At 70.8% G+C, this 23509-nt stretch carries 24 protein-coding genes; 9 read left to right on the top strand and 15 right to left on the bottom strand.

What is annotated here, in order from left to right; all coding sequences use genetic code 11:
* The 5 genes from rapZ to uvrA all read right to left on the bottom strand — a co-directional run bounded on the left by rapZ (window position 1) and on the right by uvrA (window position 8754).
* Window positions 1-870, bottom strand: a complete 870-nt coding sequence (gene rapZ, locus J3P44_RS16260; protein WP_255891475.1) for an RNase adapter RapZ — start codon at window positions 868-870, stop codon at window positions 1-3.
* Window positions 870-2858 carry an excinuclease ABC subunit UvrC gene (uvrC, locus tag J3P44_RS16255; protein WP_255891474.1) on the bottom strand — a complete coding sequence of 663 codons (1989 nt, stop codon included), beginning with the start codon at window positions 2856-2858 and terminating at the stop codon, window positions 870-872. The genes rapZ and uvrC overlap by 1 nt, the downstream gene beginning before the upstream one ends.
* Window positions 2859-2932: 74 nt before the next feature.
* Window positions 2933-5116 (bottom strand): hypothetical protein, encoded by a 2184-nt coding sequence (locus J3P44_RS16250; protein ID WP_255891473.1) that lies wholly within the window; start codon window positions 5114-5116, stop codon window positions 2933-2935.
* Window positions 5117-5191: 75 nt separating this feature from the next.
* Window positions 5192-5656, bottom strand: coding sequence for a Rieske (2Fe-2S) protein (locus tag J3P44_RS16245; RefSeq protein WP_255891472.1), 465 nt, complete (start codon window positions 5654-5656; stop codon window positions 5192-5194).
* Between the two features lie 41 nt (window positions 5657-5697).
* Complete coding sequence (uvrA, locus tag J3P44_RS16240) at window positions 5698-8754, bottom strand: excinuclease ABC subunit UvrA (RefSeq protein WP_255891471.1); 3057 nt, start codon at window positions 8752-8754, stop codon at window positions 5698-5700.
* 151 nt (window positions 8755-8905) lie between these two features.
* Between uvrA and J3P44_RS16235 the strand changes: the two genes are divergently transcribed.
* The 3 genes from J3P44_RS16235 to trxA are packed head-to-tail and all read left to right on the top strand — an operon-like array spanning window position 8906 to window position 11025.
* Window positions 8906-9610, top strand: a complete 705-nt coding sequence (locus tag J3P44_RS16235) for a maleylpyruvate isomerase family mycothiol-dependent enzyme (protein WP_255891470.1) — start codon at window positions 8906-8908, stop codon at window positions 9608-9610.
* The gene (locus J3P44_RS16230; protein ID WP_255891469.1) at window positions 9607-10299 is read left to right on the top strand and encodes an MBL fold metallo-hydrolase; all 693 of its coding nucleotides are present in this window, start codon (window positions 9607-9609) and stop codon (window positions 10297-10299) included. Before J3P44_RS16235 ends, J3P44_RS16230 begins: the two co-directional genes overlap by 4 nt.
* 45 nt (window positions 10300-10344) lie before the next feature.
* Window positions 10345-11025, top strand: coding sequence for a thioredoxin (gene trxA / locus J3P44_RS25580; protein WP_308212276.1), 681 nt, complete (start codon window positions 10345-10347; stop codon window positions 11023-11025).
* A 12-nt stretch (window positions 11026-11037) separates the two neighbouring features.
* Here trxA and J3P44_RS16215 read toward each other — a convergent pair whose 3' ends face one another.
* Both J3P44_RS16215 and J3P44_RS25575 read right to left on the bottom strand, forming a co-directional pair.
* The gene (locus J3P44_RS16215; protein ID WP_255891468.1) at window positions 11038-11562 is read right to left on the bottom strand and encodes a cytochrome b; all 525 of its coding nucleotides are present in this window, start codon (window positions 11560-11562) and stop codon (window positions 11038-11040) included.
* A gap of 28 nt (window positions 11563-11590) precedes the next feature.
* On the bottom strand, window positions 11591-12043 hold the full coding sequence (locus J3P44_RS25575; RefSeq protein WP_255891467.1) for a hypothetical protein: 453 nt from the start codon (window positions 12041-12043) through the stop codon (window positions 11591-11593).
* Between the two features lie 236 nt (window positions 12044-12279).
* Between J3P44_RS25575 and J3P44_RS16205 the strand changes: the two genes are divergently transcribed.
* Entirely contained in the window at window positions 12280-12921 is a 642-nt protein-coding gene (locus J3P44_RS16205; protein ID WP_255891466.1) for a sulfotransferase family 2 domain-containing protein, read from the top strand.
* Here J3P44_RS16205 and J3P44_RS16200 read toward each other — a convergent pair.
* On the bottom strand, window positions 12915-13580 hold the full coding sequence (locus J3P44_RS16200; protein ID WP_255891465.1) for a sulfotransferase family protein: 666 nt from the start codon (window positions 13578-13580) through the stop codon (window positions 12915-12917). The genes J3P44_RS16205 and J3P44_RS16200 overlap by 7 nt on opposite strands.
* Before the next feature lie 70 nt (window positions 13581-13650).
* Between J3P44_RS16200 and J3P44_RS16195 the strand changes: the two genes are divergently transcribed.
* From J3P44_RS16195 to J3P44_RS16185, 3 genes are read left to right on the top strand one after another with little or no spacing between them, the layout of a single operon-like run.
* Entirely contained in the window at window positions 13651-14295 is a 645-nt protein-coding gene (locus tag J3P44_RS16195; RefSeq protein ID WP_255891464.1) for a sulfotransferase family 2 domain-containing protein, read from the top strand.
* A 55-nt stretch (window positions 14296-14350) separates the two neighbouring features.
* Window positions 14351-15088, top strand: a complete 738-nt coding sequence (locus tag J3P44_RS16190; RefSeq protein WP_255891463.1) for a dienelactone hydrolase family protein — start codon at window positions 14351-14353, stop codon at window positions 15086-15088.
* 55 nt (window positions 15089-15143) lie between these two features.
* Window positions 15144-16430 (top strand): alpha/beta hydrolase fold domain-containing protein, encoded by a 1287-nt coding sequence (locus J3P44_RS16185; RefSeq protein WP_255891462.1) that lies wholly within the window; start codon window positions 15144-15146, stop codon window positions 16428-16430.
* 12 nt (window positions 16431-16442) lie between these two features.
* Here the strand turns inward: J3P44_RS16185 and J3P44_RS16180 are convergent, their stop codons facing one another.
* Window positions 16443-16784 carry a VOC family protein gene (locus J3P44_RS16180; RefSeq protein ID WP_255891461.1) on the bottom strand — a complete coding sequence of 114 codons (342 nt, stop codon included), beginning with the start codon at window positions 16782-16784 and terminating at the stop codon, window positions 16443-16445.
* Window positions 16785-16900: 116 nt separating this feature from the next.
* Here J3P44_RS16180 and J3P44_RS16175 point away from each other — a divergent pair, with 116 nt between their 5' ends.
* Window positions 16901-17578, top strand: a complete 678-nt coding sequence (locus tag J3P44_RS16175) for a class I SAM-dependent methyltransferase (RefSeq protein WP_255891460.1) — start codon at window positions 16901-16903, stop codon at window positions 17576-17578.
* Here J3P44_RS16175 and J3P44_RS16170 read toward each other — a convergent pair.
* The 6 genes from J3P44_RS16170 to J3P44_RS16145 form a co-directional block, all read right to left on the bottom strand.
* Window positions 17537-18658, bottom strand: coding sequence for a prenyltransferase (locus J3P44_RS16170; RefSeq protein ID WP_255891459.1), 1122 nt, complete (start codon window positions 18656-18658; stop codon window positions 17537-17539). The two genes, J3P44_RS16175 and J3P44_RS16170, sit on opposite strands and share 42 nt — an antisense overlap.
* Window positions 18655-19422: a class I SAM-dependent methyltransferase gene (locus tag J3P44_RS16165; protein ID WP_255891458.1), complete on the bottom strand. Its 768-nt coding sequence runs from the start codon at window positions 19420-19422 to the stop codon at window positions 18655-18657. The genes J3P44_RS16170 and J3P44_RS16165 overlap by 4 nt, the downstream gene beginning before the upstream one ends.
* On the bottom strand, window positions 19416-20684 hold the full coding sequence (locus tag J3P44_RS16160) for a glycosyltransferase family 4 protein (protein WP_255891457.1): 1269 nt from the start codon (window positions 20682-20684) through the stop codon (window positions 19416-19418). The genes J3P44_RS16165 and J3P44_RS16160 overlap by 7 nt, the downstream gene beginning before the upstream one ends.
* A gap of 68 nt (window positions 20685-20752) precedes the next feature.
* The gene (locus J3P44_RS16155; protein ID WP_255891456.1) at window positions 20753-21724 is read right to left on the bottom strand and encodes an NAD(P)/FAD-dependent oxidoreductase; all 972 of its coding nucleotides are present in this window, start codon (window positions 21722-21724) and stop codon (window positions 20753-20755) included.
* A 29-nt stretch (window positions 21725-21753) separates the two neighbouring features.
* Entirely contained in the window at window positions 21754-22275 is a 522-nt protein-coding gene (locus tag J3P44_RS16150; RefSeq protein ID WP_255891455.1) for a hypothetical protein, read from the bottom strand.
* Window positions 22276-22280: 5 nt separating this feature from the next.
* Window positions 22281-22775 carry an Rv1363c family protein gene (locus J3P44_RS16145; protein WP_255891454.1) on the bottom strand — a complete coding sequence of 165 codons (495 nt, stop codon included), beginning with the start codon at window positions 22773-22775 and terminating at the stop codon, window positions 22281-22283.
* Between the two features lie 76 nt (window positions 22776-22851).
* Between J3P44_RS16145 and J3P44_RS16140 the strand changes: the two genes are divergently transcribed.
* Window positions 22852-23508, top strand: coding sequence for an ion channel (locus tag J3P44_RS16140; RefSeq protein WP_255891453.1), 657 nt, complete (start codon window positions 22852-22854; stop codon window positions 23506-23508).
* Window position 23509: the final 1 nt, after the last annotated feature.

The following is a 23509-nucleotide window of genomic DNA, read 5'->3' as shown; positions in this document are numbered from 1 at the left end:
TCACTCCCTGCCGAGGTCGCGGTGGGCGGTGCGCACGTCGTAGCCGGCATTGCGGAGCAGACCGGCGATCGCCTCTGTCATGGCGACGCTGCGGTGCTTGCCGCCGGTGCACCCGACGGCGATCTCCATGAAGCGCTTGCCCTCGACGAGGTAGCCCTCTGCGACGCTCTGCAGCACCGGGAGGTATTGCGTGAGGAACCTGCCGGCTCCGGGCTGGGACAAGACGTAGGCGGACACCTCGGCGTCGCGGCCGTTCTGAGGACGCAGCTCGGGGATCCAGTGCGGGTTGGGAAGGAAACGCATGTCGGCGACCCAGTCGGCGTCCACCGGGATGCCGTACTTGAACCCGAAGCTGATCACGGTCACCTTGAGCCGGGTCGTGGTGGCCGTGCCGAACATCTCGGTGATGCGGTCCTGCAGCTGGTGCACGTTGAAGTTGGAGGTGTCGAGCAGCACGTCGGCATCACCGCGGATGTCGGCCATCGCCTCCCGCTCGCGCTGAAGGCCTTGGAGCAGGCGCCCACCACCCTGCAGCGGGTGCGGCCGGCGGGCGGCCTCCTGGCGGCGCACGAGGACATCGTCGGTGGCCTCGAGGAACAGCAGCGTGGTCGGGCGACCGGTGACCCGCTGGTGTCGGTTGGCCTGCAACGAGTCGAAGAACGACCCCGACCGCACGTCGACGACGATCGCGATGGGCTGGTGGATGCCGCGACTGTCGTCGACCAGGCGTACGACGTCGCGCACCAGCGTCGGCGGGAGGTTGTCGACCACGAAGTAGCCGAGGTCCTCCAGCTCCTTGGCCGCGGTGCTGCGGCCGGCTCCGGTCATGCCGGTGACGATGACCAGCTCGCCGGGAGTCGGGTCGGGCATCAGGGCTCCTCCAAGATCTCACCGGTGGCGGTGTTCACCGACTGCGTGCCTGCAGTCTTGCGGGTGACGTCGGCCTTCGCGACCGCTTCCTTGATCGCAGCCGCCGTGCGCGGGCCGATGCCGGGAACCAGTGCGATCGCGTCGGGCTCGGCCTCTCGCAGCTTCTTCAGCGAGCCGAAGTGCTTGAGCAGCGTCTTGCGCCGCACCTCGCCGAGGCCGGGCACGTCGTCGAGCATGCTCTCGACCATCGACTTGGAGCGCCGGCTGCGGTGGTGGGTGATGGCGAACCGGTGGGCCTCGTCCCGGATGCGCTGGAGCAGGTAGAGCCCTTCGCTGGTGCGGGCCATGATCACGGGGTCCTCCTCCCCTGGCAGCCACACCTCCTCGAGCCGCTTGGCCAGCCCGCAGACGGGGATGTCGTTGACGCCCAGCTCGGCCAGCGCCTGCTGGGCGGCTGCCACCTGCGGCGGGCCGCCGTCGACGACGACCAGCGACGGGGCGTACGCGAACTTGCGCGGCCTCCCTGTCTCTGGATCAACGAGCATGGGGCCGGAGTCGGTCGCCACGGTCTCGCTCCGCGCCTGCTCGTCCAGCAGCCGCTTGAACCGCCGGGTGATCACCTCGTGCATCGACGCGACGTCGTTCTGCCCGTCGACGCCGCGGATCACGAAGCGGCGGTATTCGGACTTGCGTGACAGGCCGTCCTCGAAGACCACCATCGAGGCCACGACCTCGGTGCCCTGGAGGTTGGAGACGTCGTAGCACTCGATGCGCAGCGGCACCTCGTCGAGGGCCAGCGACTGCTGGATCTCCTCCAGCGCGCGGTTGCGGGTGGTCAGGTCGCTCGCGCGCTTGGTCTTGTGGAGCGCGAGCGCCTGGGCGGCGTTGGTGGCGACGGTCTGCTGGAGGTCGCGCTTGTCGCCGCGCTGCGGCACGCGGATGGCGACCTTGCTGCCGCGCCGCTCGGACAACAGCTCCTCGAGGACGTCGGCGTCCGGCGGCAGTGCGGGCACCAGCACCTCGCGCGGGATGGTGTCGCCCTCCTCGGCACCGATGCCGCCGTAGAGCTGGAGCAGGAAGTCCTGCACCAGCTCGGGCGTGCCGCCCTCGTCGGTGCGGTCGGCGACCCAGCCGCGCTGGCCGCGGATCCGGCCGCCGCGGACGTAGAAGATCTGCACCGCGACCTCGAGCGGGTCCTCGACGAGGGCGATCACGTCGGCGTCGGCGCCGTCGCCGAGGACGACGGCCTGCTTCTCGAGCGCCCGCTCCATGGCGCCGAGGTCGTCCCGCAGCCGGGCGGCCTTCTCGAAGTCGAGCGCCTCGCTGGCGGCGTACATCTCCTGGCGGATCCGCGCCATGAACGGCTTGGTCTGCCCGCCCATGAAGTCGCAGAAGTCGTCGACGATGCGGCGGTGCTCCTCCTCGGTGACGTTGCCGACGCAGGGCGCAGAGCACTTGTCGATGTAGCCGAGGAGGCAGGGACGCCCGATCTGGCTGGAGCGCTTGAACACACCGTTGGAGCATGAGCGCATGGGGAAGACGCGCAGCAGGATGTCGACAGTCTCGCGGATGGCCCACGCGTGGCTGTAGGGGCCGAAGTAGCGGGTGCCCTTGCGCTTGGCGCCGCGGCCGACCATCACCCGCGGGAACTCGTCGCCGACCGTGACGGCGAGCCACGGATAGGACTTGTCGTCGCGGTACTTCACGTTGAAGCGCGGGTCGAACTCCTTGATCCAGCTGTACTCCAGCTGGAGCGCCTCGACCTCGGTGTCGACGACGGTCCACTCGACGCTCGCGCCGGTGCTGACCATCGTCGCCGTCCGCGGGTGCAGGTTGCCGATGTCCTGGAAGTAGGACGACAGCCGCGCGCGCAGGCTCTTGGCCTTGCCGACGTAGATGACGCGGCCCTTGGCGTCGCGGAACCGATAGACCCCCGGACGGGTCGGGATCGACCCCGGCGCGGGTCGATAGGAGCTCGGGGTGGCCACGCGTCAACCCTACGGGCGGCCCCCGACAGCCGGGCTTGTGGTGGGGGCCGCCCGCTCAGGGTCGGGCAGGTGTGTCAGCGCACCTTCTTGGGCCGCGACTTCATCGACGCCGACTTGTAGCCGGACTTCTTGCCCGTCACCTTCACCACGATCTTCTTCCCGCGCATCGACCGGGTGATCTGCAGCTTGCGCTTCGTCGCGCCCTTGATGGCCCGCTTGCCGACGAACCACTGGTAGCGGAACTTGGTGGCGTGGGTCCAGCCCTTCGTCTTCGCGACGACGCGCTTGCCGACCTTGGCCTTGCCCGCGATCTTCGGGCGGGCCGTCGTGAGCCGACCGATCCGGATCTTGGAGGTGGAGTCCGACCGGGCATAGGTGGTCGTGACGAAGCCCGCCGCCCGCGGGTACTCGGAGACCTGGATGGTCTTGCCGCGGTCCTTGGACGTCAGCCGGTAGGTGCTGGCGGTCGCACCCTTGATCGGGTTGCCGTTGCGGCTCCACTGGTAGGTGGGGGCGTAGCCGTCAGGCTTGCTGTTGTAGTAGTCGACCCAGTCGAGCCCGAGTGCCGTCAGGGTGCCGCCGACGCGCGTCTTGCCGGTGATCTCGGGGTAGCGACGCGTGCCGGTGGCGTACCAGCCGGCGGCAGCGACGGTCTGGGCGGCCGACTGCGCCGGCGGACTCGGGTCGCGGCCCACCGCGTAGCCGGTGGCGACGACGCTGAGGCTGGCTCCCGCCATCGCCGGGGTCGGGGTGAAGGTGGCGTCGTCGGCCTGCCGGATGGGCTGACCGTTGAGCATCCACTGGTAGCGCACCGACGTGGCCCCGGGCAGGCTCGCGGTGGCGGTGACCTCCCGGTGGGCCGTGGGGACGCCGGCGATGGACGCCGAGCCCGCCCCCAACGCGGGCTTCGCGACCCGGGTGATCCGGATGCGGTTGGCCGTCTCCGCGGTGACTGTCACGCTGCCACCCGCGTTGGTCCAGGCCTCAGTCGCCTGGAGCACACCGTCGTTGCCGGCGACACCGAGCAGGAAGGCGCCGCGCTGCGCGTCCTCGCGCTCGATGACGAGCCCCGGGACGTAGGTCTGGCCGTAGGCGGTGGTGTAGTTGCAGGCACCGCTCACGTAGCAGGTGCCGGCGTCGGTGCCGCCTCCGTTGCGGTAGTCGACGAAGTGGCGGCGGCCGTCGTCGGGGTTGATGAAGTGGACCCCTCGCAGTCCGGCTGTCGCCGATCGTGGCTGGAGCGTCCACGTGCCTCCACCGAGCCCGTCCACCACCTCGTCAGCGGCTACGGCGCCCTGCTCGAACCGGTAGAGCGTGCCGAGAGCCGGGCTGGAGAACTGGTCCGCTGCCGCGCCCATCACCTCGTAGACGTCGCCGTACTCGGCGGTCGCGTTGTTGGCGTGCTGGAGGCCTACGTTGTGCCCGAACTCGTGGTCGAGCGTGGGCTGCGCCTGCGGTCGGGCGTCGATGATCACCGGTCCGCCGTTGGCGAAGGACATGCCGACCCGGGCACGACCGCTGGCTTCGGTGCCGCCACAGCCGTGGGGCACCACGACGACGAGGTGGTTGGGCGACTTGCCCGAGAAGTCGACACCCGGGAAGGCCTGGCTGCCCACGCTCTGGACGACGGCACCGAAGTCGGCTCCGCCGGCGCCGAGTCCGCACCCGTTGGCGGCCGAGCCCGCGGCCGACGCCACCGGCACGACGCCCGTCGCCGTCGTCCAGGCCGGGATGTGTCCGGCCGACTCACGCACCCAGTACTGCTGGGAGGCGTTGACCGTGGCCAGGATCTGCTCGTCGGTGAGGCCGATGGCGCCAAAGTTGGTCACCTTGGCGACGTACGTCGTGTGGTTGGTGGGTCCCGGCGGCGGGGCCGGCTGGGCCACCCGCGCACTGACGACCTCGAGAGGCGTGCCGGAGGAGGCGGCGCGACGGAGCGTGCTGGAACGCAGCGACCCGGTCAGCGCCTTGCCGTTGCCCGCTCCCGGCGCTGCGACGGAGCCGACGAAGCGCGACTGCGGCTCGGCGGTGAATCCCTCGGCGAGGTCGATGGTGCTCCCCGAGGGCAGCAGCAGCGAGTAGCGGTCGGGTTCCCCGTTCTCTCCGGCCAGCACCACGACGGTGCCGGTGACGTCGATCGTGTCGCGCGAAGCGGCCGTCGGACCGGCCGCACCCCCTGGCGTCGGCATCAGCAGCGCCGCGGTGACGGTGGCGACCGTCGCGACCGTGAGGCGTGCTCGAACAGCCCGAGATGACATGTAGTGCTCCCCCTGCGTTCGCCCCCCGTCAGGGCGTCTCGGGAGCATTGTGTCTCATCTGGGCGTTCTCAAACGTCACACCCGCGAGATCGAGTCCCCGTCCACCGTGATCGTCACCGGCTCCAGGCCTGCGGTGGCCGGTCCGGACAGCGCCGAGCCGTCCTCGAGGGAGAACCGGCTGCCGTGGCACGGGCACGGGATCTCGCCGTCCGAGCTGCTCTCCACCGGACAGCCCTGGTGGGTGCAGATGGCGGAGAAGGCCTTGAAGTCACCCTCCGTCGGTTGGGTCACCACCACCTTGGCTGCGGACACCACGAAGCATCCCCCCACCGGTACGTCGGCCGTGCTGGCGAGCACCTCTCCGCCGCCCGAGCCGGCCTCCTCATCGCTGGGCGACGGGGTCTCGGCGTCAGGGCTGCTCGAGGACACGGTGTCGGCGGCCGTCGGGTCCGCGTCGTCGCCGCACGCAGCGAGGACGGGGAGGCCGAGAGCGACGGCGGCGGAACCGGACAGGGCACGACGTCTGTTGATGGCGGTCATGTCGCCAGAGAGTAGCCAGCCCACCTGTAGGAACGCTGAGCCTAGGAAGCCGACCTCTTGCTCGCGGGCGCTGTCTTGGCTGCCGTCTTCTTGGCCGCCGACTTCTTGGCCGCCGACTTCTTGGCTGCCGACTTCTTGGCTGCCGACTTCTTGGCGGCGCTCGTGGACGTCTTCCGCGCAGGCGTCGACTTCGCCGCCACGGCCTGGGCCCGTCGCGGTGCTCCGGGTTGCCGGGCGCCTCGTCCTTCGAGGATCGGCCGCAGGAAGGTGCCGGTGTGGCTCTCCGGGACCGCCGCGACGTCTTCCGGGGTCCCCTCGGCGACGACCAGGCCGCCCCGCGAACCGCCCTCGGGGCCCATGTCGATGAGCCAGTCGGCGGTCTTGATGACGTCGAGGTTGTGCTCGATCACCAGGACCGTGTTGCCCTTGTCGACGAGCCCGGACAGGACGTGGAGGAGCTTGCGGATGTCCTCGAAGTGCAGGCCGGTGGTCGGCTCGTCGAGGACGTAGACGGTGCGGCCGGTCGAGCGCTTCTGCAGCTCGCTGGCCAGCTTGACGCGTTGGGCCTCACCACCGGACAGCGTCGTGGCCGGCTGCCCGAGACGGACGTAGCCGAGGCCCACCTCGCCCAGCGTGTTCATGTGGCGCGCGATCGCGGGGACCGCGGCGAAGAAGTCGGCGGCCTCCTCGATCGGCATGTCGAGGACCTCGGCGATGGTCTTGCCCTTGTAGTGGACCTCGAGCGTCTCGCGGTTGTAGCGGGCCCCGTGGCAGACCTCGCACGGGACGTAGACGTCCGGGAGGAAGTTCATCTCGATCTTGAGCGTGCCGTCACCGGAGCAGGCCTCGCAGCGCCCGCCCTTGACGTTGAACGAGAACCGGCCCTGCAGGTAGCCGCGCATCTTCGCCTCGGGCGTGGAGGCGAAGAGCTTGCGGATGTGGTCGAAGACGCCGGTGTAGGTCGCCGGGTTGGACCGCGGGGTGCGGCCGATCGGCGACTGGTCGACGTGGATCACCTTGTCGACGTGCTCGAGGCCGGTGATCTTGGTGTGCCGGCCGGGAACCGTGCGCGCGTTGTAGATCTGCTTGGCGAGCGAGGTGTAGAGGATGTCGTTGACCAGCGTGGACTTGCCGGAGCCGGAGACGCCCGTGACGGCGGTGAAGACGCCGAGCGGGAAGCTGACGTCGACGTCGCGGAGGTTGTGCTCACGGGCGCCGTGCACGGTGAGCTCGCGACCCACTGTGCGCGGGCGGCGTACGGCGGGGACCGGGATCTCGCGGCGGCCGCTGAGGTATTGGCCTGTCATCGAGTCGGGGTGCTTGAGCAGGTCCTCGACGGACCCGGAGTGGACCACCTGGCCGCCGTGCTCGCCGGCACCCGGGCCGATGTCGACGACCCAGTCGGCCATGCGCACGGTCTCCTCGTCGTGCTCGACGACGATCAAGGTGTTGCCGAGGTCCTTGAGCCGGACCAGGGTCTCGATCAGGCGCTGGTTGTCGCGCTGGTGGAGTCCGATCGATGGCTCGTCGAGGACGTAGAGCACACCGACGAGGCCGGCGCCGATCTGGGTCGCGAGCCGGATGCGCTGCGCCTCCCCGCCGGACAACGAGCCGCTCGGCCGGTCCAGGGAGAGGTAGTCGAGGCCGACGTCGAGCAGGAACTGCAGCCGCTCCTGGATCTCCTTGAGCACCCGCTCGCCGATCTGGCGCTCGCGGACGGACAGGTCGACGGTGCGGAGGTAGTGGGCGGCCTCGTTGATCGGCAGCGCGCAGACCTCGGCGATGTTCTTGCCGCCCTCGTCCTTGGCGCCCAAGGTCACCGACACCGACACCGGCTTGAGACGGGTGCCCTGGCACGCGGGGCACGGCACCTCGCGCATGAAGCCCTCGAAGCGCTCGCGGCTGGTGTCGGACTCGGCCTCGCGGTGGCGGCGCTCGACGTAGGGGCGGACGCCCTCGAAGGCGGCGTAGTAGGCGCGCTGGCGGCCGTAGCGGTTCTTGGTGACGACGTGGACCTTGGTCTTGTGGCCCTCGAGCAGGGACGTGCGCGCCTTGGGCGTGAGCTGGTCCCAGGGGGTGTTGAGGTCGAAGCCGAGCTCCTCCCCCAGCGCGTTGACCAGGCGCAGGAAGTAGTCGGCGACGTGCGCGCCGCTCCACGGCGCGATCGCGCCCTCCCCGAGCGTGGCGCCGGTGTCGGGGACGACCAGCTCCGGGTCGACCTCCATCCTCGTGCCGAGGCCCGAGCAGACGGTGCAGGCGCCGAACGGGGAGTTGAAGGAGAACGACCGCGGCTCGAGGTCGTCGGTGTCGATGGTGTGGTCGTTGGGGCACGCCATCTTCTCGGAGAACTTCATCTCGCGGCCGGGATCCTTGGCGTCGAGATCGACGAAGTCGAACACGACCAGCCCGCCGGCCAGCCCGAGAGCTGTCTCGACCGAGTCGGTGAGGCGACGCTTGGAGGAGTCCTTCACCGCGAGGCGGTCGACGACAACCTCGATGGTGTGCTTGAGCTTCTTGTCGAGCACCGGCGGCTCGTCGAGGGAGTGCGTCTGGCCGTCGACCCGAGCGCGGCTGAAGCCCTGCTGCTGGAGCTGGCGGAACAGCTCGACGTACTCGCCCTTGCGCCCGCGGATCACCGGCGCCAGCACCTGGAAGCGGCGGCCCTCCTCCAACGCGAGGATGCGGTCGACGATCTGCTGCGGAGTCTGCCGCTCGATCGGGGCACCGCACGTCGGGCAGTGGGCGCGGCCGGCGCGGGCGTAGAGCAGGCGGAGGTAGTCGTAGACCTCGGTGATCGTGCCCACGGTCGAGCGAGGGTTCTTCGAGGTCGACTTCTGGTCGATGCTGACCGCGGGGCTCAGGCCCTCGATGAAGTCGACGTCCGGCTTGTCCATCTGGCCCAGGAACTGGCGGGCGTAGGCGCTGAGCGACTCGACGTAGCGACGCTGGCCCTCGGCGAAGATGGTGTCGAAGGCCAGGCTGGACTTTCCCGATCCCGACAGGCCCGTGAAGACGATGAGCGAGTCACGCGGGAGGTCGAGCGAGACGTCCTTGAGGTTGTGCTCGCGGGCGCCCCGGATGATGAGCTGGTCGGCCACAGTGGTCCTCGTTCTGGCGTCATGTCGGAGTCGAACACATGTTCGCCTCGGTGGTCAGTCGGGGTCAACCCGACGCGCCGTTCCACCCTCTCACGCGGCACCGACAGCGGGTCCATCGATCACCCGCGGGGGTGGGTGGCACGATGAGTTCGTGACCGACGTTCTGCGACCTGACCCGGACATGATCACCCGAGCCGATCAAGCGCTCGTCCGCACGGTCGACGCCCTCTCCGACCACGAGTATGCCGAGCCCTCCCAACTCCCGGGCTGGACCCGCGGGCACGTGGTCGCCCACCTCACGCTCAACGCCGAGGGGCTGGCCGGGGTCCTGCACGGCGCGCACCTCGGACGGCCCCGGCCGATGTACGCCTCGCCCGAGGCGCGCGACACCGACATCGCCGAGCTCGCCACGGCCCAGCCCGCTGAGCTGCGCGAGCGCTTCCTCGCCGCCACCGGGCAGTTCGGCCATGCGCTCGAGGCGATGAGCGAGAGCGACTGGGAGGGGCGCTTCGAGCGCACACCCGACGGACCGGACTTCGCGCTCGGCAACGTGGTGCTGATGCGGCTACGCGAGGTGGAGATCCACCACGCCGACCTCGACGCCGGCTACTCGGCCGACGACTGGCCCGAGGACTTCCGGGTGGTCCTGCTGGAGTCCATGACCAAGCGCCCCTATCCCGCACCGTTCAGCGTCCGGCCCACCGACCTCGACCGGACCTGGCACTACGGCGAGGGCGGCGGCGGTCCCGTCGTCAGCGGTACGTCGTCGGCGCTCGGCTGGTGGCTGACCGGGCGGGGTACGGGTGAGGGCCTCACGTCCGACACAGGAGCCCTCCCGGAGGTGGAGTCGTGGTGACCGACCGCAGCGACAGCTACACCGGGGACGTCTCCCCCGGTGGGGACCCCGACGTCCGCAGCCTCGGCTGCCTGACCCTCACCAAGGTCGCCGTCGACCCCGACATGTCCAACAACTGCTACCTCCTGCACTGCGGCGAGACCGACGAGGTGGTGCTGATCGACGCCGCCGCCGAACCGGAGCGGCTGCTCGAGCTGATCGGCGACCGGTCGCTGACCTCGATCGTCACGACGCACCAGCACTGGGACCACCACCGGGGGCTGGCCGCGGTCAAGGCCGTGCACCCCGCAGCGACCGTGGTGGCGGGCGAGCCCGACGCCGACCCGATCACCGAGCAGACCGGCGTGAGCGTCGACCGCCGCGTCCGGGAGGGCGACAAGGTCGCCGTCGGCACCTGCGACCTCCACGTCATCCCCGTCGCCGGACACACGCCCGGGTCGATCGTGCTGCTGCTCGACGACCCGGTCGCCTCGCCGACGCCCCACCTGTTCACCGGCGACTCGCTCTTCCCCGGGGGCCCCGGCCGGACGACGAGCCCTGAGGACTTCACGTCCATCATGGACGACCTCGAGGCCAAGGTCTTCGACCGCCTGGCCGACGAGACGTGGTTCTACCCCGGTCACGGCAACGACTCGACACTCGGCGCCGAACGACCTCATCTCGGCGAGTGGCGCGCCCGCGGGTGGTGACCCGGCCGACGTGAGCCGGCTCCTGGGCCGTGGCAGGCTTGAGGCATGAGCACCCGCGAGCTGACCCTGGCCGACTTCGAGCAGACCGTGAGCGGCGAGGGCATCGTCCTCGTCGACTTCTGGGCTGCGTGGTGCGGCCCGTGCCGCCAGTTCGCCCCGGTCTTCGAGAAGGCGTCGGAGGACAACCCCGACATCGTCTTCGCCAAGGTCGACACGGAGGCCGAGCAGCAGCTGGCCCAGATGGCCGCGATCAGCTCGATCCCGACCCTGATGCTCTTCCGCGACGGGATCCTGCTCTTCAACCAGGCGGGCGCGCTCCCGCCGCAGGCCCTCGGCGAGGTGATCACGCAGGCCCGCGAGCTCGACATGGACGCCGTGCGCCAGGAGGTGCAGGCGGCCCAGGAAGCCGCCGCCAACGGCCCGCAGGACGAGGTCGGGCTCGACGACTTCGCCGCGGCCCACAGCCGGGGCGCGTACGTCGTCGACGTCCGCGAGGCCGACGAGGTGGCCGGCGGACGCGTCCCCGGGGCGGTGCACATCCCCATGAACGACGTGCCCGGCCGGATCGCCGAGCTGCCCCGCGACACCCCGTTCTTCGTCATCTGCGCCGTGGGCTCGCGCAGCCGCCAGGTCGTCGACCACCTGCGCGCCCAGGGGCTCCCTGCTGTCAACGTCGCGGGTGGCACCATCGGCTGGGTGCGGCGCGGCTGGCCGCTCGAGGGCTGACCGAGGCGGGAGTCAGGTCGCGGGCAGCATCCGGGGCAGGAGCCCGCGCCACGCCACCAGCCCGAGATGGGCCAGGAGCGCGGCGAGGAACAGGACGTGCCCGGTGACGTGCAGCCAGACCAGGTCGTCGTCGCCCGCGGCCACGAGGGCAAGGCCGCTGAGCGGGATGACGAACAGCGTCATGAGCAGGACCCGCTCCGTCCACGTGGCCACCCGCCGCTGGGTCGGCCTGAGCTGCTCGGCCCACGGCGGCAGCCCGGCGACCCGACGCCACCCCACACGGGCGACCGCGAGGCCCAGGATGGTCAGACCCAGGGCGACATGGACCTTGAGCAGGATGTCGGGATCGTCGAGGTAGCCGCCCGACTCACCACCGCGGCCACGACCCCGTCCGCTCTCGCCGCGGCCCCGGCCGCGACCAGAGTCGTTGGCGTCCATCTGGTAGCCCACCGCGAACTGCGTCGCAAGGGCCAGCACGGTCAGCCAGTGCAGAGCCTTGGTGGCGGGGTGGTAGCCGGTGGGGCGAAGCGCGGTCACCGCGCCGATGCTAGGCGGCGTTCGGCTTTCAGCAGTTCTTGATGCCGCTGAGAGCGAACGTGCCCCCGAGGTTCGTCGTGGTCTCACCAGTGCGGTCGTTGGTCGCGCTGTAACGAAGGGTGAGGCCGAAGTGGCTCGGGCTGGAGTTTCCGCAGAGCGCGAAGGTGAGGACGGACGACGTCGAGGACACCGCGAGGAAGGTGGTCTGGCTCGCCGTTGCCATGACGTCCGTGCCGTCATTCCGCAGCTCGGTGAAGTCGATCGTCCAGGTGTCGCCGGGCTGGATCGTCAAGTTGAGCGTCATCCGGTAGCCCTGGCAGTTGGGACCGTTGGGGCCACCGGGCTGCTTGCAGGCGGTGACACCCGACGGCTGCGGCGCCGCGAGCGACGTCGCGAACGCCGGCGAGTGCGCGGCGACGGCCACGACGGGGATGCTCCACGCGGCGCCGCGCACGAGCGTACGGCGGTTGAACTGAGACACGGGAGACCCCCACTGGTGGCGTTGATGCCATCCCCACGATGGCTCGACAGACGCTACGGGCTCCGGGAGAGAGACCTGAGTGAAACCTGTACGTCTTGACTGTTCCTTCGATCTTCCTTGCGAAATCACCGTAACTGGTCTAGACCCACGCCGTCAGCAGAACGGGCATTCCGGCGGCATCACCGCGTGCCGGTCGGTGGTCCGGCGCCCCTGTGAGCGTGGGATAGCCTCGGCGCGTGCTCATCTCCGACTCTCGGCAGGTCCTCTTCGTCCATGTCCCCAAGACCGGTGGCGTATCGGTCGAGGAGACGGTGAAGGAGGCCTGCCCGGACGCTCGCAAGGCGCGTCCCGCGCTCGGACGGCACGCCACGCTCGGCAAGATCCTCAAGCACGAGCCGCAGGTCGCCGACTACTGGATGTTCGGGTTCGTGCGCAACCCCTGGGCCCGGATGGTCTCGTGGTACTCGATGATCACGGCGTGGGACCGCCGGCACGGGCCGTCCAGCGGCAAGCCCCAGGACGTCAAGCACAACTCGATGCGCGACGGCAACGAGATGTGGCGCGCGGCGGCGGCCTACTCCGGGTTCGACGAGTTCGTGATGCGCGGCACCGAGGAGCTCCCCCGTGTCGGCACTCCGCAGATCACCTACCTGCGCGCCCCCAGGCTCGGCCGCGAGGTCGACTTCATCGGCCGCACCGAGAACTTCGTCGAGGACCTGCAGCGGGTCCAGGTCCAGCTGGGCCTGGAGCCGAGCGTCCCGGTGCACAAGAACAAGTCCCGGCACGGCACCTACCACGACTACTTCACCGACGAGACGCGCCAGCGCGTGGCCGAGGTCTACGCCGAGGACATCGAGCTGTTCGGCTACCGCTACTGATCGAGCTCCTCCGCCAGGCCGGCGAGCCGGGTGCCCCGAGCACCTGACCACTCGCCCGTGTCGGCGAGCCGGTGCCACACCTCGTACTCCGGTGCGAAGAGCGCCACCAGCCCCTCCCGGGTCGAGGCGCTGAGCTCGCCGCGCTCGACGGCGGAGGCATTGCGGCGCTCGAACAGCAGGGGCTCGCCGACCCGTTCGCTGAACCACGCCGTCCAGACGCCGGGGCGCTCGACACTGAACACACGGTCCACAGCCACCGCCCCCTGGGCCTGGATGAACCTCGCCGGACGACCCTTCGGGACCGGTGCGCCGTCGTCGCCTGCCAGGTAGTGCAGCGCGAACTCCTCGAACGACATGTCGGCCGTCGACCGGCGGCTGTCGTCACGCGCGCGGTAGCGCCACCAGGACTCCAGCCACGCGATCGGCTCGCGGAACATCGTGACCAGCTCGTACGACTCGCGCGGGTGCCCCTGCTCGGCCAGCTCGTGCGCCTTGGTGTGCACGAACCCCCGCGCGGGGAGGTGCTTGCGGGCCGGGGGCGAGCTGACCACCTCAGTGGCGTAGGGCGACAGCGTGCGCTCCAGCGAGGTGCTCGCGGTCTTCGGCAGCGCGAGCAGCACGAAGTCGCGGCCGGGACCGCGCCCGAGGAACGTCATCACCCACCGATCATCCCCCATCGTCCACCCACGGGCTCCGCCAGCAGGGCGGGCGTGGGCTAGCCTCGCGCCCGTGCTGATCTCCGACGCCAGACGCGCACTCTTCGTGCACGTGCCCAAGACGGGCGGGGTGTCGGTCGGGGTGACCTTCAGGCGCTGCTGCCCGGACGCGCGGAGCAAGGCGCCGGGCGTCTCCCCACCGCTGGGCCGGCACGCGCCGTACGAGCGCATCCTCCGCGCCGAGCCGCAGACGGCCGACTACTGGTCCTTCGCGTTCGTCCGCAACCCGTGGGCCCGGATGGTGTCGTGGTGGTCGATGATCCAGGACTGGGACCGGGAGTGGGGACCCTCGAGCGGGCGGCCACAGGGCGAGCGCGCCACCCGCATGCGCGGCAACGACATGTGGCGGGCAGCGGCGGCGTACTCGGGCTTCGAGGAGTTCGTGCTGCGCGGGACCGAGGAGCTGCCGCGGGTCGGGCGCCCGCAGATCGACTACCTGCGGGCGCCGGGTCGTGAGGTGGACTTCGTCGGCCGCACCGAGACCTTCGCGGTCGACCTCGAGGAGGTCGAGCGCCGCCTCGGCGGCGAGCCGGCGCGGGTGCCCCACCGCAACAAGTCGCCCCACGGCAGCTACCGCGACTACTACTCCGACGCCGCTCGCGACAAGGTCACGGAGGTGTACGCCGCCGACCTCGAGGCGTTCGGCTACACCTTCTGAGCCCGACCTGAGCCGGACCTGGGCCGACGTGGCGCAGGTGCGTCACACTGCGCCCATGACTTTCCCGGCCGGGTGGACCCGCGGCTCCCACACGTACGACGGCGTCAGCCATGGGACGTACCGGAGAGGCAGCGGGCCCGCGGTGGTCGTGGTCCACGAGATCCCGGGCATCACCCCCGAGGTCGCGGCGTTCGCGCACGAGCTGGTGGACGCGGGCTACACCGTCGTGATGCCGAGCCTCTTCGGCACCGACGGGGCGCCGATGACGGCCCGCTCGACGGCGAGGGTGCTGCGGCAGGTGTGCGTCAGCAAGGAGTTCACCAAGCTCCGCAGCGGCGTGACCACCCCGGTCGCCGGATGGCTCCGCTCGCTGGCCCGCGAGCTCCACGAGGAGGTCGGGGGCCGCGGGGTGGGCGCCCTGGGCATGTGCTTCACCGGCGGCTTCGCACTGGCGATGATGGTCGACCCCTCCGTCACGGCGCCCGTCCTGTGCCAGCCCAGCGCACCGTTCGCGGTGACGCCCGGGAGGTCGCGCGACCTCAACCTCTCCCCCGGCGACCTCGACATCGTGAAGGGACGATGCGCCGCCGGGCAGCAGGTGCTCGGCCTGCGCTACCGCTCGGACCCGGCCGTGGGGAGGCGCTTCGGCACCCTCACCACCGAGCTCGGCGACGCCTTCGTCCGGGTGGAGCTCGAGGGGAGGGGCCACTCGACGGTCACCACGCACCGGCAGCAGGTAGCGGTCGATGCGGTGCTCGAGTTCCTGGCCGCGAACCTGCGTCCGGCGAGCTGACGTCCGCAGCCCGGACCTCTCCGCGGCAGGTGGTACTGGCGAGTAGGTTTGGCCGGTGAGCTTCCTACGTCGCCAGAGCGTCCTCGCTGCCCTGACCGTCAACGCCCTGCGTCCACCGCGGGGTGCGCGGGCGGGTGTCCCCGCCTTCGTCGCCGGCTGGCTGTTCGGCGAGACCGCCCCCCAGATGCTCGCGCTGACGGCGTTGGACGCGGCGACGCACCTCACCCGCGGGCGCCGAGGGGGACTTCGGGCCAAGGCCGGCCTCGCGCTCGCGGGTGCCAGCGCGCTGGGCCTGGCCCGCATCATCCAGCAGAGCCGCCAGGTCGGAGACGGCTTCGAGGATGCACTGGTCGACGGTCTGGGGGTCGACTACGTCGAGCAGCTCGACCAGGTGCCCGACCCCGCCGACCTGGCCACGCCATGGCGGCGCCTGGCCCGACCCTTCAGCTTCGCCGACGACGGCGTGCGCGTGATCAGCAACCTCCCCTACTCCGAGGCCGGCCGGCGCGGCCACCTCGACATCTACCTCCCGGCCGGGGAGGACGCGATCAAGGAAGCCCCGGTCCTGCTGCAGGTGCACGGCGGCGCCTGGACGGTCGGCCAGAAGGAGCACCAGGGACGACCGTTGATGAACCAGATGGCCGCCAAGGGCTGGGTGTGCGTGGCGATCAACTACCGCCTCGCCCCGCGCGACGCCTGGCCGGCCCACATCGTCGACGTCAAGCGCGCCATCGCCTGGGTCAAGGACAACATCGCCGACTACGGCGGCGACCCCGACTACGTCGTGATCACGGGTGGCTCGGCCGGCGGGCACCTGACCGCGCTGGCCGCGCTGACCGCGGGTGACCCCGAGTTCCAGCCGGGCTTCGAGGACGCGGACACCAGCGTGCAGGCGGCCGTCCCGTTCTACGGCGTCTACGACTTCGCGGGGTCGACCGGGCTGACCAACGCGATCGGGATGCGCGACACCTTCCTGGGCCCGAGGGTGATGCAGACGACGTGGGCAGACACGCCTGACCTCTACGAGGCCGCCTCGCCCATCCTCCGCATCACCCCCGACGCCCCCGACTTCTTCGTCATCCACGGCGAGCTCGACACGCTCGTGGCCGTCGACCAGGCGCGGCTGTTCGTCGCGGAGCTGCGGCGCACGTCGCACAAGTCGGTGGTGTACGCCGAGCTGCCCGGCGCCCAGCACGCTTTCGACGTCTTCCACTCGATCCGGAGCGCGCACGCGGTCCGCGCCGTCGACCGCTACCTGACCTGGCACTGGAACACCTGGCGCCACGGCCTCGAGGCCGACAGCGGGGTCGAGCCCGAGGACCTCGTGGAGACAGGCACCTGAGGACGCTCGGCGTCAGCCGCTGGTGGAGATGAAGCCGACCTGGTTGCCCGCCGGGTCGGTCAGCAGCGCGAGCGACGTGCCGCCGCCGACCTGGGACACGGGCCGGACGACGGTGCCGCCTGCCGCCTGGACCTCCGCCACCTTGGCGTCGAGGTCGTCGGTGTCCCAGTAGACGACCGGTCCGGTCATCTTCGTGACCTGGACGTTGGGGTTGAGCCCGATCTCCTGACCGCCGACGTTGAAGCCGACGTAGTAGGGGGTGTCGGTGTGCGGCTCGACGCCGAAGGCGGTCGAGTAGAACGACGTCGCGGCGGCGAGGTCCTTCACGGGGATGACGATCGAGTGGTTGCTCATGGCTGCTCCTCAGCTGCTCGTTGGGCCGTCGTTCCGGCCCCTCACCCTCCCGACGTAGCGGAGCCGAGCAGTGTGACCGCTGCAGGCCCACCCGACCCAAGGACTAGTCTGCGCTCGTGCTTCCCCCCGACCCGACGTCAGTCCGGATGCCGCCGGACCTCCTCGTCCACGCCCGCTCCGCGAAGGGCTTCATGCCCGAGGACGAGGGCGCGCTGCTGCACCGGTGGGCCCGCGTGCAGCTGGCACACGGCCCGGTCCTGGAGGTCGGCACCTACTGCGGGAGGTCGGCGATCTGGCTCGGTGGCGCCGCCCGCGAGGTCGGTGGCACCGTCTTCACGGTCGACCACCACCGCGGTTCGGAGGAGAACCAGGCCGGGTGGGAGCACCACGACGACAGCTTGGTCGACCCCGAGCTCGGGCTGATGGACACGCTGCCCACCTTCCGGCGCACCATCGCCGACGCCGGGCTGGAGGAGCACGTTGTCGCGGTCGTCGGCCGCTCCGGCACGGTGAGCCGCTGGTGGCGCACGCCGCTGTCCCTGCTCTTCATCGACGGCGGCCACGGCGTCGAGCCGGCCCGCACCGACTTCCGGGGCTGGGCGCACTGGGTCATGGCGGACGGGCTGCTGGTCGTCCACGACGTCTTCCCCGACCCCGCGGACGGGGGGCGACCGCCGTACGAGGACATCTACCTCCCGGCCCTCGCCAGCGGGTCCTTCACCGAGGTCGAGGCGCTGGGCTCGATGCGGGTGCTACGCCGTACGACGGGTGGCGCCGGCGACCCGCTCGCCTGAGCCCGCCTCTCGCCGACACCCGCACTCGAGGCCGATCTCGGCGAAGTCCGGGGCGAGCGTGGTGCCGCGCATGATGTCCGCACCCGGCGTGGCGTCGGACAAGGCGTCGACCGCGAGGATGACCGCCGCGGCCGTGTAGGTCGTGTGCTCGGCCGGCCAGTTGGCCTCGTCGGGCCAGACGTAGCCGGTGAAGTAGGCGCCCTCGTCGGTGCGCAGGTGCTGCATGTCGGCGAGGAGCTGCAGCGCCCGCTCGCGGTCGCCGATCGCCTCGAGCGCCAGCACCAGCTCGCAGGTCTCCGCGCCGGTCACCCACGGGTTGGTGGAGACGCAGCGGATGCCCAGCCCGGGCTCGACGAAGGTGTCCCACCGCTCGGCGATCAGTGCGCGCGCGGCCTCGCCGCGGACCGCGCCGCCCAGGACGGGGTAGTACCAGTCCATCGAGAAGGTGGACTTGTCGAGGAAGAGCTCGCGGTGCTCGCGCAGGGCGTGACCCAGCCGCCCGCCGGCGAGCTCCCAGTCGACCTGCGGCTCCCCCATCAGCTCGGCGAGCGCCACTCCGGCGCGCAGCGAGTGGTAGATGCTCGACGAGCCCGCGAGCAGCGCCTCCTCGTTGACCCGGGCCGGACGCCCGTCGCGCCACTCCTGCGACCAGGCGATGCCACCGAAGGGCAGCTGGAGGGAGACGACGTGGTCGAGCGCGCGGCGCACGGTCGGCCACATCCGGTGCACGAACGCCTCGTCGCGGGCCACCAGCCAGTGGTGCCAGACGCCGACGGCGACGTACGCCGACATGTTGGACTCACCGGAGTTGTCCTCGACCTCGCCGGCGACGATCTTCATCGGCCACGACCCGTCGGGCCGCTGGGTGTCGCGGACCCAGGCATAGGCCCGCTCGGCGGCCTCCCGCTGGTCACCGACCATGAGCGCCATCGCCGACTCGACGTGGTTCCACACGTCGGTGTGCTCGCCGGTGGTCCACGGGATCGCCCCCGACGCCTCCTGCATGGCCACGATCGTGCCGGCGGTCTGCTCGACCTCGGCCCGGGTGAGGATGTCGCCCAGCGCCCGACGGGTGGTCATGCGAGGGAGGCGTCCGGCGTCGTCATGGGCTTGGTGAAGTAGAGGACCATGCTCTTGCCGATCAGCGGGTCGAGCACCCTGCCGGCGGCCCGGAGCGCCCGGGGGTTCTTCATGATCTCCCAGACCAGGAGCTTGTGGTAGGCCTTGGCGAGCGGGTGGTCGTCGTTGGTGACGCCCACCGCGCACTTGATCCACCAGTAGGGCGAGTGCAGGCCGTGGGCGTAGTCCTTGCCGGTGAAGACCATCGCGTCGCCGGGGGTCCCGTCGTTGGACCGGCCCGCCTTGGTGACCTTGTCGACGAGCTCCTCGGCCGTGTAGATCCGGACGTGGCCGCCCTCGGCGTTGTGGTAGTCGTCGGAGAGCTTCCAGTTGACGATCTCGGGCAGCCACCGCGGCACGGAGATCGCCAGGGTGCCGCCCGGGCGGAGCACGCGGACCAGCTCCTTGATGGCGTCGACGTCGGCGTGGATGTGCTCGAGCACCTCGGCCGCCACGATCCGGTCGAACTCGCCGTCGGCGAACGGCAGGGCCAGGGCGTCACCCTCCTTGACGTCGGCCTCCGCGCCCGCCGGGACCTCGCCCGCGTCGCGCATCGCGGCGAACCACTCGCGCACCGTCGCCAGCTCGTCGGCGTCCTGGTCGAAGGCGATGACGTCCGCGCCACGCTTGTACATCTCGAAGGCGTGCCGGCCCGCCCCGCAGCCCATGTCGAGCACGCGCTCGCCCGGACGGAGTCCGAGCCGGTCGAAGTCAACGGTCAGCACGGCGGCTCCTCCTGCTCTCGCCTGCCCTGTTCCTTGCGGAAGTCGGCGATCGTCTCCTCGTAGGCGGCAGCGGTGGCCTCGGCCACGGCCCGCCAGCTGAACAGCTCCTGCACCCGGGCGCGGCCCGCCGCCCCCATGGCCGTACGACGCTCGGGGTCGTCGAGCAGCGCGGCGATCGCGGCCTCCAGCTCGCCGACGTCCCCCGGAGTGACCAGGTCGGCGCACTGCCCGTCGGGTCCGACGACCTCAGGGATCGCTCCGGCGCGCGAGACGACCAGGGGCGTCGCGCAGGCCATCAGCTCCGCGGTCGGAAGTGAGAAGCCCTCGTAGAGGGAGGGCACGCAGGCCACCTCCGCGGACCCCATCACTTCGACGAGCTCCTCGTCGCTGACGCCGCTGACGAAGGTGACCCGGTCAGTGATGGAGAGCTGGTCGATCAGCTGCTCGGTGCGTCCGCCCGGCTCGGGCCGGGTCACGAGCACCAGCGACACGTCGCGCTCGACGCTGAGCTTGGCGAAGGCCTCGAGCAGGGTCGCGATGCCCTTCATCGGGGCGTCGGCACTCGCCATCGCGAGGATCCGGCCCGGCACCCGCGGCTCGACCGGCGGCGCGAAGACGTCGTCGACGCCGAGCAGGATGGTCCGGATCCGAGCCGGGTCCACCCCGAAGTCGCGCGCGACGTCGCGCGCCGAGGACTCCGAGGGCACCAGCACCCGGCGCAGGCGCTTGGCGACCTTGGTCTGCATCCGCAGGAAGCCGTACCACCGGCGCAGCGTCAGCCGCTTGCGCCAGGTCGGGGCGGTGGCCAGGTCGATCTGGCGGTCCATGGTGATCGGGTGGTGGATGGTCGCGACCACGGGCAGGCCGTAGGACTCGAGCTCCATGATCCCGGTGCCCAGGACCTGGTTGTCGTGGGCGATGTCGAAGTCGGCGGCCCGGTCCTTCATCAGGCGGGAGATGCGAGAGGAGAACGTCTTCGGCTCGGGGAAGCCGGCCGTGCACATGGTGAGGAACTCCTCGACGTCGATCCGGTCGCGGAACTCACGCAGGTGCGGCACCCGGAACGGGTCGGGCTCGCGGTAGAGGTCGAGACTGGGCACCTTGGTCAGACGGACGCCTTGGTCGAGCTCGGGGTAGGGCTGTCCGGAGAACACCTCGACCTCGTGGCCCAGGCGTACGAGCTCCCGGCTCAGGTGCCGGATGTAGACTCCCTGGCCGCCGCAGTGGGGCTTGCTCCGGTAGGACAGCATGGCGATGCGCACGTGTCAGCCTTTCGCGTCGCGCTCGATGGGCCTTCATTATGCCTACTGGCCGGTAGGGCCCTCCGCCCTCACCCCTCGCTGGAGTGCCCGGGGAAGACGTGGGCGGAGGGGTCGATGGCGACCGCGGCGTTGTTGACCGCGGTCGCGGCCTCCCCGAAGCCCACGGCGATCAGCCGGACCTTGCCCGGGTAGTCGGTGATGTCGCCGGCCGCGAAGACCCGCGGCAGGTTGGTGCGCATCGCGGAGTCGACGACCACGTGGCGCTTCTCGGTGACCAGTCCCCACTGCTGGATGGCGCCGAGATCGGCGATGAAGCCGAGTGCGGCCACCAGCGCCTGGGCCGGCAGCGTCCGGGGCTCCTGGCCGTCGACGCTGACCTCGACCTCCTCCAGGTGGGCCTCGCCGCGCAGTGCGGTCACCTGGGCACTCGTGATGATCTCGACGCTGGAGTCCTTGACGGCCTCGACGGTGCGCTCGTGGGCGCGGAACGCCTCGCGGCGGTGCACCAGCGTCACCGAGGCCGCGATCGGCTCGAGGTGCTGGGCCCAGTCGAAGGCACTGTCCCCGCCGCCGACGATCACCACGTCCTTGCCGGCGTACGGCGCGAAGCTCGGCACGAAGAACTCCATGCCGCGGCCCACCCAGCCGTCGCCGGCCGGCAGCGGACGCGGGCTGAACTTCCCGATGCCCGAGGTGATGAGCACTGCTCCGGCCCGCACCCTCGTGTCGTCGTCGAGGGTGACCACCACGTGGTCGTCGTGGTGCTCGAGGGTCGTCGCGGTGCGGTCCAGCAGGTACGTCGGGTCGGCGGTGGCCGCCTGCTCGACCAGGCCGGCGACCAGGTCACGTCCCTTGACGCTGGGGAACCCGGCGACGTCGAGGATCGCCTTCTCGGGGTACATCGCGGTGATCTGCCCGCCCAGCTCGGGCAGGGAGTCGACCACGGCGACGCTCATGCCCCGGAACCCGGCGTAGTAGGCGGAGAACAGCCCTGTCGGGCCGGCTCCGATGATCAGCAGGTCCCTCGTCACGTCGTCCACGCCGTGATCCTTGCGTCCATGCGGGCTCCTCACAAGGCGTCGAGCTCGCTGACCATCCACTCGTCGTCGACCCGCTCGAGCGTGACGAGCACGCGATCGAGGTTGAGGAGCGGCTCCTCGAGGTCGTCGCTGGTCGTGCTCTGGTTGACGAACACGAGCACCCGGGCGTACGACGACGAGGCGTGGACCAGCGCCTCCCCCACCACCGAGGCGGTGACCACGGTGTGGTCGCGCCGGCTGGAGGTGGCGACCCCCGCCATCGTCCGGTCGTACTGGTCGAGCATGTCGCCGGTCAGCAGGGCGCGGGCGTCGGCCTTGTCCTCGGCGAGGGTCTCCCACGAGTAGCCGTAGACGCGGGTGGCCGCGTCCGAGGCCACCTCGAGCACGTCGTCCTTGACCGCTCCCGACGCCACGGTCGCCTCGGTGGACGCCGCCGTCGAGACCCCTGCGGCCGGGTCGTCGCCGGCCCTGAGGACCAACCAGCCGAGGATGAGGGCCGCCCCGAGCACGAGCGCCCCGAGGCCCGCGATCAACCGCCGCTGCGTCGACATGCCAGTCACCTCACGAACTGCACGTTGCTCGTGAGCCACCGCTCGCCCTCGCGGACCATGTCCAGCCGCAGGCGGTAGTAGCGGACCTCGCCGTCGCTGCCGGTGCTCGTGTTGGTGACGGTGCTGTTGGCCGCGACGAGGACGGTCGCCGAGTCGTCGTCCAGGTCGCCGACACCGAGGGCCACGACCTCCCCGGTCGAGCTCGCCTCCGTCCGGACCGCACCGCGGGTCAGGCGCTCACGCTGGGACTCGTACTGCTCCGCGAACTCGCCCGTGGCGCCCTCGAGGACCGCGTCGATGACCGCGTCCATGTCGCGGTGGTCGACCGTCAGGAAGGCCACTGCCTGGGCCTGCGCCGCCTCCGCGACCTCGCGCTGCGCCGTGCTGAGGTCGTCGTCGACGGAGCCCCGCGAGGTCGCGACGAGACCGATGGCGACCAGCAGCGCGGCGAGCACGACTGCCAGGCCGCCGATCACCCATCTGCTGCCACGCACGCCCACGCGGCGAACCTAGCCCAGCCCACGGTCTCCGCGCGGCACATCCGCATCCATATCCCGATCCCTAGACTTCGTGACCGTGAACCGTCGTCTCGAGCAATGGGTGGCCCACCCGTCCGCCGTGCTGCTCGCTGCCCAGATGGTCCAGGTGATGGCGTGGCCCTTCCTCGAGGGATCAGCGCTCGGGCGCACCTTCCTCGGCGTGATCGGCATGCTGGCCGTCGGGGCCGCCGTCCTCGCGGTGCGGCGTACGCCCACGGTGAGCCGCGTGGTGCTCATCCTCGGTGCGCCGGCGATGGTGCTGACCCTGCTGGAGGCGGTGTTCCGCGACCACGACGCGATTGTCCTCACGTCGGGACTCCTGCACTGTCCGTTCTACTTCTACGTCTCCTACGCCATGCTGCGCTACCTCTTCCACGACGACGAGGTCACCACGGACGAGTACTACGCCACCGGCGCCGCGTTCACCGTGGTGGCATGGGGCTTCGCCTACGCCTTCTCCGCCGTGCAGGTGGTGTGGCCGGACTCGTTCTCCAGCCCGGCCGGCTCGGAGCAGGAATGGTTCGAGCTGCTCTACCTGTCCTTCTCCACGCTCACCAGCGTCGGGTTGTCCGACATCGTGGCGGTCGGCCTGCACGCCAGGTCGCTGGTGATGGTGGAGATGATGGCCGGCGTCTTCTACATCGCGATGGTGGTGTCGCGGATGGTCGGGCTCACCATGATGCGGCGACGGTGAG

The sequence above is a fragment of the Nocardioides astragali genome (assembly GCF_024436375.1).
Lineage (GTDB): Bacteria > Actinomycetota > Actinomycetes > Propionibacteriales > Nocardioidaceae > Nocardioides > Nocardioides astragali.
The sequence above is the reverse complement of the archived record's forward strand: the minus strand, read 5'-3'. Positions and strand labels throughout refer to the sequence as shown.

Excerpts from the sequence above, each read along its gene's own strand:
- rapZ (WP_255891475.1), bottom strand. The coding sequence starts at position 870 with ATGCCCGACCCGACTCCCGGCGAGCTGGTCATCGTCACCGGCATGACC.
- J3P44_RS16250 (WP_255891473.1), bottom strand. The coding sequence starts at position 5,116 with ATGTCATCTCGGGCTGTTCGAGCACGCCTCACGGTCGCGACGGTCGCC.
- J3P44_RS16245 (WP_255891472.1), bottom strand. The coding sequence starts at position 5,656 with ATGACCGCCATCAACAGACGTCGTGCCCTGTCCGGTTCCGCCGCCGTC.
- trxA (WP_308212276.1), top strand. The coding sequence starts at position 10,345 with ATGAGCACCCGCGAGCTGACCCTGGCCGACTTCGAGCAGACCGTGAGC.
- J3P44_RS16190 (WP_255891463.1), top strand. The coding sequence starts at position 14,351 with ATGACTTTCCCGGCCGGGTGGACCCGCGGCTCCCACACGTACGACGGC.
- J3P44_RS16180 (WP_255891461.1), bottom strand. The coding sequence starts at position 16,784 with ATGAGCAACCACTCGATCGTCATCCCCGTGAAGGACCTCGCCGCCGCG.
- J3P44_RS16170 (WP_255891459.1), bottom strand. The coding sequence starts at position 18,658 with ATGACCACCCGTCGGGCGCTGGGCGACATCCTCACCCGGGCCGAGGTC.
- J3P44_RS16150 (WP_255891455.1), bottom strand. The coding sequence starts at position 22,275 with ATGTCGACGCAGCGGCGGTTGATCGCGGGCCTCGGGGCGCTCGTGCTC.